This window comes from Ferdinandcohnia sp. FSL W7-1320 (assembly GCF_038050315.1).
GTDB classification, from domain to species: Bacteria; Bacillota; Bacilli; order Bacillales; family Bacillaceae_L; genus Ferdinandcohnia; species Ferdinandcohnia aciditolerans.
The window spans coordinates 4890184-4905530 of sequence record NZ_JBBPAM010000001.1; the positions used below are offsets into that span (position 1 = coordinate 4890184).

13 protein-coding genes are annotated in these 15347 nt (G+C 38.2%); 3 read left to right on the forward strand and 10 right to left on the reverse strand.

Going from position 1 to position 15347, the window contains the following annotated elements; translation table 11 throughout:
- Positions 1 to 26 precede the first annotated feature (26 nt).
- The 10 genes from NST91_RS23545 to NST91_RS23590 form a co-directional block, all read right to left on the reverse strand.
- Complete coding sequence (locus tag NST91_RS23545) at positions 27 to 1550, reverse strand: HAL/PAL/TAL family ammonia-lyase (protein WP_341333099.1); 1524 nt, start codon at positions 1548 to 1550, stop codon at positions 27 to 29.
- 40 nt (positions 1551 to 1590) lie between these two features.
- Positions 1591 to 3171, reverse strand: coding sequence for a BCCT family transporter (locus NST91_RS23550; RefSeq protein ID WP_121445837.1), 1581 nt, complete (start codon positions 3169 to 3171; stop codon positions 1591 to 1593).
- Between the two features lie 290 nt (positions 3172 to 3461).
- On the reverse strand, positions 3462 to 4946 hold the full coding sequence (locus tag NST91_RS23555) for a helix-turn-helix domain-containing protein (RefSeq protein ID WP_341333100.1): 1485 nt from the start codon (positions 4944 to 4946) through the stop codon (positions 3462 to 3464).
- Between the two features lie 422 nt (positions 4947 to 5368).
- Positions 5369 to 5893, reverse strand: coding sequence for a type 1 glutamine amidotransferase domain-containing protein (locus NST91_RS23560; protein WP_341333101.1), 525 nt, complete (start codon positions 5891 to 5893; stop codon positions 5369 to 5371).
- Between the two features lie 309 nt (positions 5894 to 6202).
- Positions 6203 to 6949 (reverse strand): GntR family transcriptional regulator, encoded by a 747-nt coding sequence (locus NST91_RS23565; RefSeq protein WP_341333102.1) that lies wholly within the window; start codon positions 6947 to 6949, stop codon positions 6203 to 6205.
- Positions 6950 to 7067: 118 nt separating this feature from the next.
- Complete coding sequence (locus NST91_RS23570) at positions 7068 to 7886, reverse strand: PfkB family carbohydrate kinase (protein WP_341333103.1); 819 nt, start codon at positions 7884 to 7886, stop codon at positions 7068 to 7070.
- A gap of 17 nt (positions 7887 to 7903) precedes the next feature.
- Positions 7904 to 8758 carry a carbohydrate ABC transporter permease gene (locus tag NST91_RS23575; protein ID WP_341333104.1) on the reverse strand — a complete coding sequence of 285 codons (855 nt, stop codon included), beginning with the start codon at positions 8756 to 8758 and terminating at the stop codon, positions 7904 to 7906.
- Position 8759: 1 nt separating this feature from the next.
- Complete coding sequence (locus NST91_RS23580) at positions 8760 to 9644, reverse strand: carbohydrate ABC transporter permease (RefSeq protein WP_341333105.1); 885 nt, start codon at positions 9642 to 9644, stop codon at positions 8760 to 8762.
- A gap of 129 nt (positions 9645 to 9773) precedes the next feature.
- The gene (locus NST91_RS23585) at positions 9774 to 11045 is read right to left on the reverse strand and encodes an ABC transporter substrate-binding protein (protein ID WP_341333106.1); all 1272 of its coding nucleotides are present in this window, start codon (positions 11043 to 11045) and stop codon (positions 9774 to 9776) included.
- Positions 11046 to 11256: 211 nt separating this feature from the next.
- Positions 11257 to 12231, reverse strand: coding sequence for an SIS domain-containing protein (locus NST91_RS23590; RefSeq protein ID WP_341333107.1), 975 nt, complete (start codon positions 12229 to 12231; stop codon positions 11257 to 11259).
- A gap of 267 nt (positions 12232 to 12498) precedes the next feature.
- Between NST91_RS23590 and NST91_RS23595 the strand changes: the two genes are divergently transcribed.
- The 3 genes from NST91_RS23595 (at position 12499) to NST91_RS23605 (ending at position 15300) form a co-directional block, all read left to right on the forward strand.
- A complete protein-coding gene (locus NST91_RS23595; RefSeq protein WP_341333108.1) occupies positions 12499 to 12984 on the forward strand; it encodes a DUF2062 domain-containing protein in 486 nt (161 codons plus the stop codon).
- Positions 12985 to 13421: 437 nt separating this feature from the next.
- A complete protein-coding gene (locus NST91_RS23600) occupies positions 13422 to 13967 on the forward strand; it encodes an RNA polymerase sigma factor (protein WP_341333109.1) in 546 nt (181 codons plus the stop codon).
- Between the two features lie 4 nt (positions 13968 to 13971).
- Positions 13972 to 15300 carry a LolA family protein gene (locus tag NST91_RS23605; RefSeq protein WP_341333110.1) on the forward strand — a complete coding sequence of 443 codons (1329 nt, stop codon included), beginning with the start codon at positions 13972 to 13974 and terminating at the stop codon, positions 15298 to 15300.
- Positions 15301 to 15347: the final 47 nt, after the last annotated feature.

Below are 15347 nucleotides of genomic sequence, written 5' to 3' on the forward strand. Positions count from 1 at the left end.
TTAGTTTCGTTCATATTTTTTAAACGTTAGAGCAGCTTACCAACCTTCTCTTCAACCACTGAAATAATCTCTCCCGAATGTATAAATTCCTTCAAGATTTCTAAATAAGGGTAAAGATATGTATCTTCGTCCATTTTTGGTATGGATTGTTCAATACGTTCTAGCACAGCTGTTGAAGCTGAGCCGGGAGTCAAATTACTTTCAACAAATTGATGTGCATTATATATTGCCAAAAGCTCAATCGCTAAAATATATTCCAGTTTTCTTGCTATTTCTCGTGCCTTTTTCGCCGAGTTATAACCCATGGCTACATAATCCTCTTGATCTGCACATGTAGGAATACTGTCAACTGTTGCAGGTGTGGATAATAATTTCATATCATTTAGTAACCCTGCTTGAGAGTACTGTGGAATCATTAACCCTGAATTAAGACCCGCATTCTGAACAAGGAATGGGGGGAATCCTGAAAGATGTTGATTGATAATCCGATAGTTCCTGCGTTCAGACATTTTCGCTAATGCAGTTACTGCAATACAAGCTGAGTCCAATTCAATGCCTACGTAGGATGAATCGCAATTACTTCCTGAAATGGCACCACCATCTACCTCATCTGGCCATAATACTGGGTTGTCACTACATGCATTCATTTCTATTTCAAAAGTATTCAAAGCATCAAAAAGTGTTTTTTTGGCAGCTCCATGAAGCTGCGGAATGGCACGTAAAGATAAGGCATCTTGTAAACGGTGATTAATCGACTGTTTTGCAAGTACCGAGTCCTCTAAGATCATTCTTACATTTGTAGCTGTGTTTTTTTGATGTGGGTGAGGTCTGACTTTCATCAAACGATCGTCAAATGCACGTGTGGTTCCCCTTAATACTTCTAATGACATTGCCCCGATGATATCTGCTGCCATAACAGCTTGTAACATGTCATACAAAGCTAAGGCTCCAATAGCAGTTGGACTAGTTGTACCACTAATTAACGCTAATCCTTCTTTTGCGGAAAGTTCAATTGGCTCTAATCCTACTTTTTGAAGGGCTTCTTGTGATGGCAATAACTCACCATCTACATAGGCCTTTCCTTCCCCTAGCAGAACCAAGGCGATATGAGCTTCAACACTTAGATATCCAACGGAACCTTCACGAGGTGCGAAGGGGATGACACCACGGTTTAAAAATTCTCGGTACATTTCCAACGTCTTGAGTCGGACCCCCGAATACCCTTGGCCTAAATTTTGTAACACCATTAGCATAATAGCCCTGACACTTTCCTCTTCTAGTGGTTCACCAACTGATGTAGCGTGAGACAAAAGAATATTCCTTTGCAAAACCTTCGTTTGATCGGCAGAAATAATTTTTGTGGATAGAGCGCCAAAGCCCGTATTGACCCCGTACATAATCCGTTCTTCATCAATCCACTTGTTTACGAGCTGACAGGACTTTTCTACCCGCCTTCTGTATTCGTCCGAAAACTCAACTTGAGTACCAAAACGCGCTATGGAGACGAACACATCTAATGTAATTTCATGACCTAATACTACTTTTTTCATCTTGTTGCCTCCATTAACTTTTCTATTTCCTTAATCAAGATTATTTTTCAATTTTATCGAAAAAGAACATTTTGATTGCTGAACAAACTTGAAGTACAAAAATGAATAAAACAGCAGAACCACCTAGCGCAGCAAGGTATTTAACACCATCTACCCCTTGTTCCCCTCCTGCAAATGCAACCATTACGTAAGCAATAATAGCAATTGAAATCGCCCATACTAGCATTTTCCATTTTGCCGGTTCTTCATCAAAACGAATATTCACAGTACATAACGTTGCAATTGAACGAACCATTGAATCTGCTGCTGTTGCAAATGAAAGGATTAATGCGATCATCACCACAGGAATAATAATTGCTCCCAAAGGTAGATTGGCTAAAAAGGCCCATAAACCGGCAACAGCTCCACTTTCTTTAATGGTTGAAACGAGATCGACTGTATTGTTTTGTTGCCAATGTAGGGCTGTCCCACCGAAAACACCGAACCAAACAATACTAAATACAGCCGGTAGGATCCAATTGATTAACATGAACTGTCGAATCGTTCTTCCATATGAAATGACTGCAAGAAATATCCCCATTAATGGTGCGTAGGCAATCCAAATCGCCCAATCATATAATGTCCACCACATAACAAGTGCTTCTCCACCAATGATTCCCGGATCAAGACCCCAACCCCAAAAATTTTGGAGCCAGTGTGAAAAACCTGCCGTAGTCGTTTGTAAAATATAAAGGGTTGGACCAATAATGATAAGTGCTACTAAAATGACGTAGAATACAGTTGTATTGATGTTCGCCATTCTGCGAATCCCTTTGTCTAAACCATTCAAGGCTGAAAGCGTAAACATTAAAGTTATGACAAAAACCAGTACGAGCCAAACGATAGGTCCTTGCTTGATACCATAGAACGTCTCAATACCTGAACCTACTAAAGCTAAACCAGCTCCAAGCGAGGAAGCTAAGCCAAGCGCGATTGCCAACACAGATAATGTATCAATAATCCCTGGCCAAATTCCCTTTGTAATTTTTTCACCAAACAATGGCGTTAAGGTCCCTGTAACAGACAATGATTGCTTACGGTTAAAATACATATATGCAACTACTAATCCACTCAGCGAATACATTGCGTAAGGAATGAATGTCCAGTTATATAGGGAACGTCCCATTGCATAAATGGCCGCCATAGAGGTACCTGGCTCGATTCCCGTGTTTTCCATTTCCCCATATATGTTGCCAAAGTATATGATTGGTTCATTAACTCCATACGTAATAACTCCCGTAGCTATTCCACCAGTCAAAGCCATTGCAAACCATGCCGAAAACGGATATTTAGGTTTCGCCTCTGAACCTCCTAAACGAATGTTACCTAACTTTGAAAAGGTTACGATTGCCACAAGAATTAGTGCAACAATGGATATAATTTGATAAAGCCAACCGAGTCCGCGTAACGATCCTACAAACCCATTCATTGAAATATCCGTCAACAATTGATTGTTCACAATTCCGAGAATGGCCCCTCCACCTACAACAAGAAAAGCCGGTACAAAAACCGATAATCGCGTCAATTGCTTTTTGTCTACAACGATTTTAGTAGCCTTATCATTTTCTGTTTTCAATGACATCATAGATTCCCCCCTACTAATAATTTTCAAATAGATAAAGAAGCGAAAAACGAAAGGACAACCCTTAGACTTAAGATACTAGGCGCTCGTTGACCTAACAGATAATTATTCCTTATCCTAATATACTGAAAATTTTAACGAATTTTTCCTCATAGAAATAGGTGATTCATTTTCGAATTATGATATTTTCTTTCGAAATTTTATATAAAATGGGCTTTAAATATCCAAAAACTTATAATTATTTACGATTATTATAATTATTTACGTTTTTTTAAAAAGAAAGGAATTGTTTATTCCATATCCTCTCTTATTTGCATACGAAATTCTCGAGGAGATATCTTGGTCATTTCCTTAAATATCCGAGTAAAATAACTAGGATTTCGAAATCCAACATGATATGCGATTTCTTTAATCGATAGCTGCCCATCATGAAGGAGGCGCTTTGCTTCATTAATACGTATATTTGTTAAATACTGACGAAACGAAATCCCCTGCTTTTTCATTAATAAGTGGCTGTAATACGATGTACTCCTCCCGACAGCTACTGCAACATCTTCTAATGTTAAATCAGGATTAGTATAATGCTTTTCGATATAAAGGAGGCCTCTTTCAATTACATCTTTCTTTGAAAACACTTCACCCGTTTTAGCACGATCAAGTAATTCGTATAAAAACAAAAGGATTTCCTGAACAATTCGATATAGTACACGATTGAATAAAATCTCTGAAAATATTTTCATATAATATTCTTCCATTTCATCGTGATCGAGTTGATAGGTTTTCATGAATCTTCTGATCTGCGCTAGGATGCTTGTTAGCCTTGTCCTTAATTTTTCCGGATTTGGAAAAGGCGTTTCCATATGTAAAAACTCCTGATGCATCCACCTTTTTATTCGATGTTTATCAAAACCGTTTAGCATCTCTACCCATTCCCGCTGTTCAGCAGAGGTTAAAAAGGGGTCTATTTCACGCCAGTGTTCATTAACTTCTTTTGGTAAAATGACTTGACGATACCCAATAAAAAACGTCATTTCTAACAGCCTTCTAGCCGCTTTATACATTTCATACACAGACTTCATTTCATTATTAGGCGGGATCACGACTGCAGCAAGAGGTTCGATGTTTGAAGCCTCCCACTCCCTTAAGATTTTAGATGCTTCTTCTTTTGTATGCTGTGTTGGATTTTTGAACAAACATACAACCATGTCTGATAAGGGTAGAATTGTTGGATGATCCCTGAATGGAAAATAAGTCAAAAATTGTAGCAAATCCGAAATCTTTTTGTTATTCTCGGCATGTAAAAGCATTATTGAAATATCACCATTATTTTGTTCTTGATCTAAAAATATAGATTGATATGAATAGCCTTCATCCTTGTTAGGTGAAAAAGTATGGATTGGTTCTCGACTTGTATGTAGTGACAATGCCATCCTTAGACATTGCTTGATTTTTACCGGATCGAGTGGTTTAACAAGTAAATCTACACTACCTAATTCAATTGCCTGCTTTGCCCGTTCAAAGGTCGCTTCTGCTGTAACAGCAATAATTTTGGGTGAAAAATTTTTCACACTCCGTCTAACTTGTGACCAATGCTCAGCCGGTATCATATCTAATTCCAAATACAGAAGTTCAGGAAGTTCTTTTTCAATCACAGCCATTGTTTCCTTTACTGTGTTCGTAACGAAAACTTTATTAATCGGGATCGAGTAAGTCGATATAAGCCATTCAATTGCAACACCTTCATTGTAATCCCGTTCTGCAATGACTATTTTCATAGTTTCCTTCACTCCTTAAAATTAGTAATCTCATCTATACTTAACATCAAGGCAATCCTACCTTGACTGGAGTCCTCATCCTAAATACATTATAGCAAAGTGAAATCTGAGCCTCCTCTACTATACTAAGATTTTTATATAACAGTATAACAGTCTCACCCAGGAGTCCCTTTTCCTCACAAAACCAATTCAAACAAACGATTGATTGAATTGAAAGTTTCCCGATAGCATTGAGTTCAACCGTTAAACAAGCGTTTGTTTAAAGTCGACGAATTCAAAAATGGCCCGATTAGTACAGATTACTGTAAAATCAAGCCATTGTTTTTCTACTATAATTTATACTGACATTTCTTTGCGTAAAAAAAAGCCCCTCAAGGCTTTCAAAAATTATAGTGGGTCGCGGGGACAGGTCCCTTGTCCCACTATTTTTGTTCGAGGACTTTTATAAATTCTCTCATGTAATCTGGAAGGTCTGGTGGGCGGCGACTTGAAACGAGATGTCCATCCGTCACAACAGGTTCGTCATACCAAGTTGCACCTGCATTTTCCATGTCATCCTTAATTCCTGGAGTACTCGTTACTTTTTTCCCTTCCAGAATCTTAGCTGAGATTAATACCCAACCTGCATGACAAATTTGTCCGATCGGCTTTTCGGCATCGTTCATTTGCTGAAGCATCGATAATACCTCAGGAAACCTACGAATTTTATCTGGCGCCCATCCTCCTGGCACTAAAATCGCATCGTAATCGTCTGCTTTTATATCACTATACGCAAATTCGGAAACGGCAGGAACACCGTACTTCCCGATATATTTCTGATTCGCCTCTTCACCAACAAGGTCCACAATAGCCCCTTCTTCTCTCAACCTCATAACGGGGTACCATAGTTCTAGATCTTCAAAGTCGTGGTGAACAAGACCTATAATCTTTTTTCCCTTTAATCGCATTACATAACCATCCTTTCATTTCTAGTTTCATTCATTGTACCATTTCAAAAGGCTATCTTAAACCGAGGAGGTTTTATATAGGGTCAAAGCGAAGAAATGTATAATATAAAGGTTTGGTGAGTCCCTTCTTCCTATTCTTCAATAGTAAAAATTCAAACAAACGTTTGTTTGAAATCGGTATATACAAAAATAGCTCGATTAGTACAGGTTACTGCACTATCGAGCTATTAGTACTCTAGTATAATTTCTTATAAATCAGATATGAAGTGGGACGAGGGACCTGTCCCTCTGTCCCACTTCCGTGTCTATTTAGTCCATGCCAATGTCGATGTAGAAGTTGACGCGGCTGGCGAGTAGGTAGTATTTGGAGTAGTGCACGGGTTGGTCGTTTTCGCCTTGTATCACTTTTGTGACTTGGACCAATGGATCAATTCTTGTGATGTCCATTAAATGACTTAATTCGCTTGTTGGCATGACGACTTCTATGTTTTTCTTTACTCGTTTGAATTCGATGCCATAGTCGTTATGAATGAGTTGAAAGGTTGAGATGTTATCTTTAATTTTTTCGGAAATTCCCTTATAGATGTCGTTTGGAAGATATGCATAATCAAGACTAAAGACACCGTTTACATCATGTACGATACGTACTAACTCGACGACTTCAAAAGTTTCGTTCCGATTGAAGATTTCCATCAAATGACGATCTGCGGTGATGATTTTATTGGAGATAATCTTTTTTGAAAAATTGTTCTCTTCCTGTGCCGAAAGCCCTTCAGTAAATCCTTTTAGATTTAAGATATGAAGGGATTGCTTGATACTTTTGACAAAGGTACCCTTTCCATGCAGAATTTCAATGACTCCTTCGTTCTCAAGCTCTTTTAAAGCTCTACGGACGGTAATTCTGCTTGTATCAAACAGAGTACATAGTTCTTGTTCATTTGGTAATTTTTGTCCTGGCTTGATTTCTCCATTAGCAATCATATCTTTGATTCCAAGCATGACTTGTTCATATAATAGGACGCGACTCTCTGAACTAACGGATTTGTCATTTTTCATAAGCTACCTCTTTTACAAATATTCCTACAACTTAAATATACCTAATGTTGAATGGTCTTTCAAACATATACTAGACTTTTTGACCAAGCCAAGACCTTTCATTTTTTTTACCCTATACCTACTCCAATTTATTCGGATAACCGAAACCACCGTAAAATGTACAGGTAGTACTTGCACTTTGAGCTGCGGCATATAAAGAATCTTCCATACTATTATGATTGTAAAAGGAAGTTAAGAATGCAGCGATAAAGCTGTCTCCCGCTCCCATCGTGTCCACGACTTCTGTCTTTAGTATCTCTTGTTTATAGAGCTTGCCATTATGCGCGAAGATCGCTGGTTTGGAACCTCTCGTGATTCCAACTACTTTCAGATTATACCCATCTAGTGTTGCAAGAAGATTCTCGATTTCTTCATCACGTAAGTCTGCTCCTGAGAAGAAGCCGATGGAAATGTGCGGGCAGACCTTCTGTAAGTATTCTGGGTCTCTATTTTCAGAGAAGTCAAAAGAGACATCGATTTGTTTTGAAAGAGTTGGTAACTCGTCCTCAAGCCATGAATAGCAGCTTGTATGGCATACATCAAAGGATTTTATATAGTCATAATCTCCCTCTACTAGCCTTATTTTAACGAGATGTTGAACAGTATCCTTCGGGCTAAATACGAAAACTCGGTCGCCTTCTTCTGTTAGGTTGACACGTGGTTGCCCACTTTTACCCTCTACCACTCTTGAGCGGTGGTAGCGAATACCCTCCTTCGTAAGAACTGCTTTAAGATGTTGGGCTTTATCATCTGTTGCAAAAACACCAATATAGCCTACCTCTTCTGCACCTGAGCGCTTGCCATTTACTGCAACATTAACAGCATTTCCACCTGGGTAGTATAGCCCCTGATCCAAATAACAATCTACTACATTATCACCAATTGCGATTAGTTTCATCATAACTCACCTTTCTATTAACCTTTTACAGAACCCTCAGATAGCCCTCTTACTAGATATTTTTGAAGGAAAATAAGCAGTAAAACCATTGGAGCAGCAGACATAACCATACCTGCTAGAAGAACACCCCAATCCGTACGTAACGCATCTCGGAAGTTCATCAACCCTGAAGGAATCGTCTTTAAGTCGTTTGATTCGATAAAAATGGTAGCAAATAAGAATTCATTCCATGCATAGTATGAAGTTAATACTATAACAGTAATGATAATTGGTACAGACATTGGAAGATAGATTCTCCGATAAATTCCAAATTCACTGCATCCATCGATTATCGCTGATTCTTCTAGTTCACGAGGTATACTCAAGAAATAAGCTCGTAGTAGTAAAACCGCCAATGGAAGCCGGTAGGAAATATACGTAAAAATGAGTGCCCAGTGCGTATTGATTAATTCCAAACTACTAAGTATATTAAACAACGGTATCAAGGCAACCTCTGGGTTCATCATCATACCCCCGATGATAAAAATCAAGGCAAAATCGATCAACTTTGTCCGATATCTTGCTAATACAAATGCCGCCATTGACCCAATCAACACGACCGAAATCACTGTTATTGCTGTAACAAAAATGCTATTTACGAAATAGCTTGATATTCCCTTCGACCAAGCGGTTGCATAGTTTTCAACGAGCCACGTACTTGGAAATCCCCAGACATTATTATAGATTTCTTTATAGCTTTTCATAGAGGAAATAACCATCCAGAAAAGGGGATAAAGGATAATAACCGCATATACAATTAATCCGATTGTGATAAAAAGTTCACCAAGACCGAATCTCTGGTACTTACGAGTGGATTTTACTATATTCCCCATGTTAATCACCCTTTCCTGTACGCGACAATCGTATTTGGATAACTGCAAGAATGGCCGTAATCATAAAAATAACAATCGCAATCGTCGAGGCGTACCCCATATTATCCTTCACAAAACCTTGTTGATACATATGAACAGACATCGTGATGGAACTAAAACCGGGACCACCGTTTGTTAAAATGTATGGTTCGTTAAATACAAGCATCGACCCTGTTACCGTGATGAGGGTGTTAACGAAAATAGTCTCCCTAACTTGGGGAACAGTAACACTTATAAATTTGCGAATTTTCCCCGCCCCATCAATATCAGCAGCTTCATATAATTCTTGAGGTATTTTCTGAATCGCCACAATAAATAGCATCATGATAAAACCAATACTTTGCCATTGAGACATTGCAATAACTGCATATATTGCTGTACTAGAATTACCCAACCAAGGCTTGGCCCATTCTGTTAAACCAATTAATTCTAAGAAACTATTTAAAATACCCATTTGTGGATTATAAATAAACCCAAAAAGCAATGCGATTACAGAAATAGACACCATTACCGGCATAAAATAGATGACTCTCAAAATAGGAGCAGCTTTTCGAAAGATTTTATCCTCTAAGATATACGCCAACACTAGTGCAAACCCGACCTGTAGAATAACGGAAATGATCATATATTTGAAGTTGTTACCAATCGCGGTAAGAACGACTTTGTCACCTATTAAATTTTTAAAGTTCTCAAACCCTACAAAAGTCTTCTTTTGTGAAAAAACAGAAAAGTCGAAGAAGCTATTGTAGAAATTTTGAACGAGAGGAAAATAGACAAAAGTGGTAAGAAAAACAATACTCGGTAGTAAGAAGAGTACAGGGATCAATATACTTCTCTTTCTTAACATACGCTTCACCCCCAACAATCAAATTAGCCTGGAATATTCTCTAAAGAATCATTTTATCTACTATTTGAAGTGAAACTTAAGATTCAGAATAATGATACTGAATCTTAAGTTTCAATATAAAGGCGTTTACTATTTTAATTTAGCTGCTTCAGATTGAACTTCTTTCATGATATCTTCAGGTGTTGCATCACCAGTTGCTAACGATTGTCCGCCTCTCATAAAGATATCTGCAATATTAATATTGACTGCATTATCGAACCATGGAGCAGTTGCGCTTGCGTTAAGAACGATATCATATGCTGCCATCCTTGTCTCGGAAGTATTTTCAGCATCCACAGCTCCTTTAATTGCATTCAACTGACCATCTGTTTTTGTAAAATCATACGCCGTTTCCTCAGATGTTAGGAATTTCAAGAATTCCACTGCCTCTTTTGGTGCGTTTTTACTTAACATCCAACCTTCTGGTGCACCTGTTAAAGCTTTAGAATCCCCTTTTCCACCCTCAATCGCAGGGAAGTCAAAGAAACCAATGTCTGATAGACCCATTTCTTCTACCATTTTGATTTCAGCAAATTGCATGTATACAATCGGAACTTCTTCATTACCAAACATATTACGTGCAGCTTCATGGTCAATCGCAGTTGAAACGTCGCCCATGTAAGATGTGAGTTCTTTAAAGATTTCTAAACCACGGATATAACCGGGATCAGTAAATTCTCCTGAATCGTCCACATAATCAGTAGCAGTTACGGCAGGGTCTAATACCCGTTGAAAAATGGTTCCTAAATAATGAGAGATTGCCCAACCATTTGTTAATCCTTCCACAAGTGGCGTTTCATAACCAGCTGCTTGCAGGGCATCTAATACATCAATTAGTTCATCATAGGTTGTAGGTGCTTTGAGATTATGTTCCTCAAAAATCTTTGTATTGTAGAAAAATGCTTTTCCATCAATCGTAAATGGAATACCGTACGTTTCATCATCAAAAGTGAAACCTGAAAATTGGGATTCAATAATCTTTCCAGACCATTCCGTATCCTCTTTAATGATCTCGTCCAAAGCCATAATTCGTTCGGAAGATACAAGATTCATAGCAAATGAATCAGACCAAGATGTGAAAACATCTGGAAGGTCATCGTTTGAAACAAGGACTCTAATTTTTTCCTTATAGGAATCATTTAAGACAGCATCAACATTGATTTTGACATTTGGATGAGCAGCCTCAAACTCTTTAATTTTTTCATCATAAAAAGATTTACGAGGTTCGTTTGGCCATCTATGAAAAAAGTCAATCACGACCTTATCTCCTTCTGCTTCTTTTGTAGAAGAAGAATCAGAGCAAGCTGCTACTACCGGAACTAGAATAAGTAAAATGGCTATAAGTGACAGAAACTTTTTCATCTATATTCACTCCCTTTTAATTATTTATCTATTCAGATAATTTGAGACAGGAGTGAGTTCATTAGCTGTCTATTCCAGTCATACCTATCGTCGTTCGGTATGTATGACCACGATTGTAATGTCTCACAAGGAACTACTCCTATGAATCACAGGTGTATTTAATCAGAATGCTAGCAATCTATTATCCTACAAAACTCTCATACCGCACTAATTAATATTCCATTTTCCACATATACCTACGTACTGAAAGTGGGTGACCTGTGTATTCAGCTAGACCGTCCGCATATTGGCGTAATACAGCACCCACAATGGCTGGTCCAAAGTATTCTTTAAGGTCCTTATCTACACCCGTGAAATCCAACTCTGCCACATCAACAACCTCTATATTTTTACTAAACTTTTGAGCAAACGTGATTGCTCTTTCATCCAATGGGCGATTGGCTCCTTCACCTTTCACAATTAGGAACGGTACATTATCATCCGTGATTTCGAATGGTCCATGGAAGTACTCCCCAGCGTGAATAGCATTTGAATGAATCCATAGCATCTCCATTAATAAGCAGCTAGTAAAGGAATAGGCTTGGTGAAAGTATACACCACTTCCCATGGTATAAATTAGTTTTTCTCTCTTATTTTCCTTGCCCCACTCAAATGCACGATCAATCGTTTGTTTTTTATTTATATCTAAAAGTGTTTCTAAATTCTCTAACTGTTTTAGCACTCTTTCATATTTTTCGTTCGGGGAAAGCGCTTGTAAAAGATGAAAGATAAGACTGAAATAGATTCCAACTTCTCCATCAATTGCATTCGAACCATCTTTATAGTTGTAATGTATGGTGTATTCAGCCGCTTTGCAAAGTGGAGATTCAACCTCCATAGAAATGGCAATTGTTAATGCACCTTGTTCCCTAGCAAATCTCGCAGCTTCTACCGTTTCAGGTGTAGTACCAGAATGCGAACGTAGGATAACCACACTACCTTTTCCTAGTCCCTTTGGAGCACTGTGAACAAATTCATTTGATGTATAGAGTCTAGTTGGTATATCAAGTTCACGATCTACAAAGTAATCTCCCGTCCCTAGTGAAGCCATTGAACCTCCACAGGCTACAAAATAAAAATTCTTAACCTCGATTTCCTTTACCGCTTTTACTACATCAGAAATTTGCTTAACATGTTCTTGTTTCATTTCTAGCACCTCCGCTTTTATATAACATCATATGATGTCTTAATAAAAATATATAACCTCCAATATCGAAAGTCAAATACTTTTTAAATTTTCTGTTACTTTTTTGAAGTGGGTCACAGGGACAGGTCCCTTGTCCCACTACGCCCCTCTCGTCTCTCTCCCTTTTATACTTGTCCTCATTAAAGTGTTTAGCGTATGATACACTAGACACACAACAAGCATTGCTGGATAAAGTGTTTGTCTTGAGCAATTGGAGGCGTGATCAATATGAAATTAGGCCGAAAAGTTAAATATAATCTTGTGCGTTTACTTAGAGTTAACGATAGCCCTCATCAGGTGGCGTTAGGTTTTACATTGGGTTTTATACCAAATTGGTATCCTACTTTTGGACTTGGCGTGATTCTCTCGGTCGGCCTAGCAAAATTAGTTAGGGCGAATACAGTGGCAGCCTTTGTAGGTGGTGTGATTGGGTCTCCCTTGTGGCCCGCGTTATTTTTATTAAATTATAAAGTTGGTAATCTTCTTTTAGATAGGAGTACGAGAGTAGATGAACTCGAGGATGTTGACTACGCAGATGCTCTGGAACATACGTTAGATGGAGTAAATAGCTTTTTTTCAAAAGGATTTACATTTCTAGAAGGGGCTTTTATTAATACCGTTCTTTTCTCCATATTCTCTTATTTCATCGTGAAATTTCTATTTAAAATGTACCGTAAAGGTTTATTACGTATGATCAGAGGGAAGTTTCACTGACCGCTCCTGTGGTTCTAGAAAGCTAGGCTTTCCTCCCCAAACACTTCACATACATCTCCTTTCATCTATTTGATGTTTGGGGTCTAGCCCCAAGAATCAGAATAGTAATTCACCTCGTTTCACCACTATAACAGCATTTCTACTCCACCCAAAAAGTCGTCCAATCAAGCGTTTGATTGAAATTGAAAGTGCTTGGTACTGTTGTGTTAGACCGCTAATCAAACGTTTGTTTGAAATGAAATTTTACAATTAGTACAGGTCAAAGTGAAGTAATAGTACCGTAATATTCTTTAACACTTGGTTCTGGGACGAGGGACCTGTCCCTCTGTCCCTCCAAGGCATCACTGTGAGGGCAAAAAAAAAATGTAACGTTTTAGCCTTGTATGACGTTTTTATTAGTATGAGAAACCTGGCCAGGGAAAAAGGAGTTACGTCTTATGTCCGACAACAAACATGCAAGGAAAAAAGGACACGATGCTGACTTGAATTCCATTGAGGAGATTTGTTCTGCGACATGGGAAAAAGTATATCGATATATATATTATAAAGTTCAAAATCGTGAGGAAGCCGAAGATATTACGCAAGAAACGTATGCAAAGGCCCTCCCCTTTTTACAAAAGGGAGGCATTCAACCAGAAAAATATAGTGGTTATTTGAGAAGTGTGGCATTAAATTTGCTTCGTGATGTATGGCGCAAAAAAAAGCGGAGAGGCACACACGTTAATCTCGAAATGATAAACCCACTGGAAAGTGCCATAGATGATGCTACCGAATTGAGTGCACAGAGGATGGTTATTGAAAAAGCATTAACTCAACTGAAGAAAGAGCAGCGCACCATTATCGAATTAAGAATTCTACAAGGATATTCCGTAGCGGATACAGCTAAATTGATGAAAAAAACAGAAGCAAACATACGTGTAATACAGTATCGGGCCATCCAAAAACTTTCTGAAATCCTTAATGCACAGGAAAAGGAGGAATAAATGAATGAACGACAATCATAGAAAACTATCTGATTATATAGATGATTTAAATGCAGAGCAAAAACCAGATGCACATGAAAATCCAACAAACAATGAAGAACTAAATGAACTTTACGATACTGTAAGGAAAATTCGTAGCCTAAAAGAGCCAAGTATGCCACGGACAGATTATGAGAAAACATTAGTAAAATCTATTAAAAGGAACAGACCAAAAAAGAAAACATCATACAGGAAAAAACGTTTATGGGTTACAAGCGTGGCAAGTATCGCAGCCGTACTGTTCTTAGCAATTGCACTGAATTTCTTCTTGCCTCTTACTAACAACGCCAACATCGTTCACGCCATGGAAGAAGCTTTTCAAGAAGTAAAAGCATATCATGGGAATCTTACAATCGTCGAAACCAATGCGAATGGGGATTCGGTCACACAGTCAACATTAAAAGTATGGGCAAATCAAAATGGCGACTATTATACGGAGGGATTGAAAGGCGCGCATAAAGACTTAGTTACAGTAAATAATGGGGAAAAGAAATGGCAAATTGTGCCTGATCAGGAGCAAGTTCATCTATTCGCACCATTTCCTGATACGTATCGTTTTACATTTGAACTTGGACGTGAGATTGAAGAAGTGAAAAATGCACTATCGACTAAGATTATTGGGGAAGAATCGGTTGATGGTCGTGAAGCCACTATTATGGAAGTCGTTCCACAAGGTGGAGAGCCTTATCGGATTTGGATTGATCGTGCTACAAATCTACCGATCCAAAAAGAAACGACGATGTACAATGCTCTTCAATACAAAATAACATTCACTGATTTGGAAGTTACTGAACAGATTCCAGATGAATTACTGACATACAATGTTCCAAGCGACTATGAAGAAATCGGGTCAGATGGTGAGCAAGTTTTAAATAATTGGATGGAAGTTAAGGAATATGTCGACTTTACACCTCGATTACCACGTGGAAATCCAGCTGGCTTTTCATTAGAGAGGATTGCTATCTTAACAGATCATGAGACTTTGAAGCTTTATTATATGAATCCTACTCAAGACACATTAATTACTGTCATTCAAGGAAAGGCTACCGATGAATTCACTCCTGATTCTAATGCCATTTTAGGTAAAATCGAGAATCAAACTGCAGAGATTCTGTCTCCTATAGCGGATCATGGAATCCTTGTAGGCTCCATTCCGTATGCTAGTACAACTGACCTTCACTCTATTCGATGGCAGGAAAAAGATCTAGAGTTTACGATAATTGGAAATACGACGTTAGATGGATTAGCTGATTTTACAGAAAAAATGACAGATGGTGATGTGAATATCCAATAACAGAAAGCGACTTAAAAGTCGTTGAAAACACAGGAAAAGATGCCATA